This is a genomic window from Arthrobacter arabinosi (genome assembly GCF_054511115.1).
In genome coordinates this window covers 1-1,086 of record NZ_JBTNDF010000038.1, presented here as the reverse complement: position 1 = coordinate 1,086, position 1,086 = coordinate 1, and the positions used below count along the sequence as shown (strand labels likewise).

Here is a 1,086-nt window from a genome sequence, read left to right as displayed (position 1 = left end):
CTCGTTGAGACAGTGCCCAAATCATTACACCTTTCGTGCAGGTCGGAACTTACCCGACAAGGAATTTCGCTACCTTAGGACCGTTATAGTTACGGCCGCCGTTTACTGGGGCTTCAATTCAAACCTTCGCTTGCGCTAAGCTCTCCTCTTAACCTTCCAGCACCGGGCAGGTGTCAGCACCTATACTTCATCTTACGATTTTGCAGATGCCTGTGTTTTTGATAAACAGTTGCTTGGGCCTTTTCACTGCGGCTGATCTTGCGACCAGCGCCCCTTCTCCCGAAGTTACGGGGCCATTTTGCCGAGTTCCTTAACGAGAGTTCTCTCGCTCACCTGAGGATACTCTCCTCGACTACCTGTGTCGGTTTGCGGTACGGGTGCACCGTCTCTGGCTAGAAGCTTTTCTCGGCAGTGTGACGTCGCAGCCTTCGCTACTTTAATTTCGCTCCTCATCACGCCTTGTCCTTATGAGAGCAAGCATTTGACTCGCTCTCAGACTTGACGCTTGAACGTGGTATCCAGCACCACGCGCTGCTAGCCTCCTGCGTCCCTCCATCGCTCATAACGATTCGGTGCAGTACAGGAATTTCAACCTGTTGTCCATCGACTACGCCTCTCGGCCTCGCCTTAGGTCCCGACTTACCCTGGGCGGACGAGCCTGCCCCAGGAAACCTTAGTCTTGCGGCGGACAGGATTCTCACCTGTCTTTCGTTACTCATACCGGCATTCTCACTTCTAGAAGCTCCACATGTCCTCTCGGTCATGCTTCACCGCCGCTAGAACGCTCTCCTACCACGTGCATAAATGCACATCCACAGTTTCGGTATCATGCTTAGCCCCGGTAAATTTTCGGCGCGGCGTCACTCGACTAGTGAGCTATTACGCACTCTTTGAATGATGGCTGCTTCTGAGCCAACGTCCTAGTTGTCTGCGCAACTCCACATCCTTTTCCACTTAGCATGAATTTTGGGACCTTAACTGGTGATCTGGGCTGTTTCCCTTTCGACTACGGATCTTATCACTCGCAGTCTGACTCCCGCACATAAATGTCTGGAATTCGCAGTTTATCTGAATTCAGTAACCCTT

The 1,086-nt window shown here is 51.9% G+C and carries 1 rRNA gene; it reads right to left on the bottom strand.

Annotated elements, in window-relative coordinates:
* Nucleotides 1–1,086, bottom strand: a 23S ribosomal RNA gene (locus ACX80P_RS16990); the annotation flags it as partial.